The sequence below is a fragment of the Novipirellula sp. genome (assembly GCF_041583735.1).
In the GTDB taxonomy this organism is placed as follows: Bacteria; Planctomycetota; Planctomycetia; order Pirellulales; family Pirellulaceae; genus Novipirellula.
Genome location: NZ_JBFHFD010000820.1, coordinates 1 through 3,262 on the forward strand (window position 1 = coordinate 1; position 3,262 = coordinate 3,262).

Annotated in this window: 3 protein-coding genes, 1 tRNA gene and 1 pseudogene; all 5 read right to left on the bottom strand. The window is 55.1% G+C overall.

Annotated features, from left to right (window positions below; translation table 11 throughout):
* Positions 1 to 283, bottom strand: a 283-nt coding sequence (locus tag ABX962_RS33220; RefSeq protein WP_372725975.1) for a DUF1579 family protein, incomplete at its 3' end; no start/stop codon positions are given.
* Between the two features lie 232 nt (positions 284 to 515).
* A tRNA-Glu gene (locus tag ABX962_RS33225) sits at positions 516 to 588 on the bottom strand.
* 79 nt (positions 589 to 667) lie between these two features.
* The gene (clpP, locus tag ABX962_RS33230) at positions 668 to 1,258 is read right to left on the bottom strand and encodes an ATP-dependent Clp endopeptidase proteolytic subunit ClpP (protein WP_339943398.1); all 591 of its coding nucleotides are present in this window, start codon (positions 1,256 to 1,258) and stop codon (positions 668 to 670) included.
* A 90-nt stretch (positions 1,259 to 1,348) separates the two neighbouring features.
* Positions 1,349 to 1,984, bottom strand: a complete 636-nt coding sequence (locus ABX962_RS33235) for an ATP-dependent Clp protease proteolytic subunit (protein ID WP_339943400.1) — start codon at positions 1,982 to 1,984, stop codon at positions 1,349 to 1,351.
* A 465-nt stretch (positions 1,985 to 2,449) separates the two neighbouring features.
* Positions 2,450 to 3,262, bottom strand: a pseudogene (locus ABX962_RS33240) (glycogen debranching enzyme); the annotation flags it as partial.

Below are 3,262 nucleotides of genomic sequence, written 5' to 3' on the forward strand. Positions count from 1 at the left end.
CCGGGCCTTGCGAAAACATGATCGCATCATTCATGTGGAAATCATCGATCCACGAGCACTGGAAGGTCTGCAAGATCACGTTAAAGGCGATCAGTTCCTCGCCGCTGCGGGGCTTGCCCTGGATCGAGCTTTGATAGGAATGGCGAAGAAAGCTGCCTTCGAGCACTCGCGTGATCTCGCCGCGGATCGGAGATTCATCGGCGATTTGACCGGGCTGGAACCAAGTTCGACAGGTGCCTTCCCACTTTCCTTTCATCTTTGCAAACAAGATTTTGTGAGGCATGGCGAGTCTCCTTGGATCAAGATCAGAAAAAGAGAACTCCCCCTAACGGTGACAAAACGATGGAATCGATGTCTCCGCTAATGGGGGGGCGGTGTGCGCTCTGCTAAAAGCATAACGTACATCGCTGCCAAGATCGATGAAAAGAAAGGCTGTGCAGGTAAGTCAGGAGTGTTTTGTGAGAATCGTCTCGATAGAAACACGCAAACCTGGCTGAGGTTTGATCAAGCCTCAGTACCCCCTAAGGGATTCGAACCCCTGTTTCCGGACTGAGAGTCCGGCGTCCTGGGCCGCTAGACGAAGGGGGCGGTCGACGCGGGAACCGCGGCAAACAAGTTGCCGCGGGTGCTGGATTTCCGCTGTCGTTGGTCCGCTGCTGCGGCCTGCTTAGACTTGGCCCGCTTTGTGGACCACTTTGTCAATCAAACCGTACTCACACGCTTCGTCGGCCGACATGAAACGGTCGCGATCGGTGTCCTGTTCGATCTTTTCAAGCGAGTGACCGGTGTGTTCGATCATCAATTCGTTCATCCGTTTCTTGATCCGGCGCAATTCTTCGACGTGAATTTCTACTTCACGCGCGGTTCCTTGCATCCCCGCAAGCGGTTGGTGAATCATGATCCGAGCGTTGGGAAGCGCGTAGCGTTTCCCCTTCGCGCCGGCGGTCAACAGTGCGGCACCCATCGATGCAGCTTGGCCGATGCAGTACGTTGCAACGTCGCAGGAGACAAATTGCATCGTATCATAGATCGCCATGCCTGCGGTGATACTACCACCAGGGCTGTTGATGTACATGTGGATATCGGCTTTCGGATCGTCCGATTGCAGGAACAACATCTGCGCGACCAACGCGTTGGAAATTTGGTCGTCGACTTGTTGGCCGAGAAAGATGATCCGGTCTTTGAGCAGTCGGCTGTAGATGTCATAGACGCGTTCTTCGCGTCCGCTTTTTTCGACAACGTAGGGAATGATGGGCATGCTTATAAACTTTCGACGGGATGGGGGCAGTGGGATTCAGATAAAATGACGACGTCTTCGGAGCGAGATTTGAGAGGCTCGTTCGCCAGACTATTTTTTGTCGTCGTCGTCATCGTTGTCGTCCGCAGGTGGCTTGACCAAGATGTCGTCGACAAGCCCATAAGCCTTCGCTTCTTCGGCACCGAGGAAGAAGTCGCGGTCGGTATCCTGCGAAATCTTCTCTACCGATTGGCCGCTGTGCTTGCTGATGATCTTGTTCAACACGTCGCGGTAACGAAACATTTCAGCGGCTTGGATCTCAATGTCACTAACTTGGCCGCCCACGCCACCCATTGGTTGATGCATCATCACGCGGCTGTTGGGCAAACAGAAACGCTTGCCTTGAGTTCCACCGACGAGCAAGACCGCGGCGCCGCTGCAGGCTTCGCCGACACAATACGTGGCGACCGGACACGACAGCATCTGCATCGTGTCGTAAATCGCTAGCGTGGCGGTGACCGATCCGCCTGGGGAATTGATGTAAAAGTGGATGTCTTTGCGGCGGTTTTCGCTCTGCAGATAAAGCAGTTTCATTACCACGTCGTTGGCATTGGCGTAGTGGATCTCGCCTTGCAGAAACACGATGCGGTTTTCCAAAAGCAAATCGCCAAGAGTCAGTTGACGCTGACGCTGATAGCTCTGGTACGAGTGGCTATTGGAAAGTTCGTGAAGGGGGGAATGGTTCATGCAATCTCTTTCAGTGCAGTGAGGGGTTGCCATATTTTTGCGGCAGGACCCCGGTGACTTCTACTTGGAGGAAGACGAGTCAGGGTGTCTCGTGTCTTAGTGTTCGTGATTATTGCAAAGATGGCAAGACGGGTTGCCCAGCCGCCGTGGTTTGCAGGCGGCTGATTGCGGGAAAAACGTGGATTTGCTGTGCTAGCAAAATGCCACCGCCTCGGGTCTCCCACAGGCGACTCGAGGCGGTAAGCGAAAATAGCGGCCGTGATGCCATTGGACTTTGGCACCAAGCGGGTGGTTTTTGAAGCGGCGCAAGCCCAATGCCATCGACTTAGGTAGCGGCACGACGCGAGCCGTCCGGTTGCAGCGTGAAAACGTTCGATTTCGACCGGGCGGCTTGCGCCGCACCGCTACACCACCACCTGGTTCGTGTCAAAAGTCGATCGCCCTCGAATCTCGCTTTCGCCCTTTTTATGTGGCGGATTGCGGCGATTCGATCTGGTTGACGTAGATCTTCAACGAGTGGCAAGGCACATCGATCACCCGATTGCTCGGTGGCATCGGCCCATTCAGCTCGGGGAACACCTCGTTCGGAGATTCCGCAGCGGTGTCGACAAACAGGTTCCACTTCATGCCGCGGCCGACTTCGGGCAGCATGAATTCGCGGTTTTGTCCGGTGCTGTTAAACATCATCACCACGTCGCGGCCGACGCCTTCGGGATCGTCCCGGCGACTCGGAGCCGCGATGTAGGCGACCATCGCCAAATCGTGTTGCCCCCAATCAAGCGGAGTCCCCGCTGCGGAGTACCACGAGACATCGGGAATCATCCGTCCATCGACAGGTTGCCCAGTCAAAAATTCTCGGCGACGAACGGTCGGTTGAGCCTTGCGGAACTCGATCAACGATTTCACAAAGCGAACCATGTTGGCGTTCTTTTTGACTAATCGCCAATCAAACCAACTCAGCTCGTTGTCTTGGCAATAGGCGTTGTTGTTCCCCTTCTGGGTTCGTCGGCATTCATCGCCGCTGACCAGCATCGGGACGCCCTGGCTAAGCAGCAAGGTGGTCAACATGTTGCGAATTTGACGCTCGCGGATCGTTCGCACGCCTTTCTTGCGTGACGGACCCTCTTCGCCGTAGTTGTCGCTGATGTTGTGGTTGTCTCCGTCACGACCTTCTTCGCCATTGGCCAAGTTGTGCTTGTCTTTGTACGACACCAAGTCGTTCATCGTGAAGCCGTCATGGCTGGTGATAAAGTTAATGCTGCAATGAGGCGGACGCCC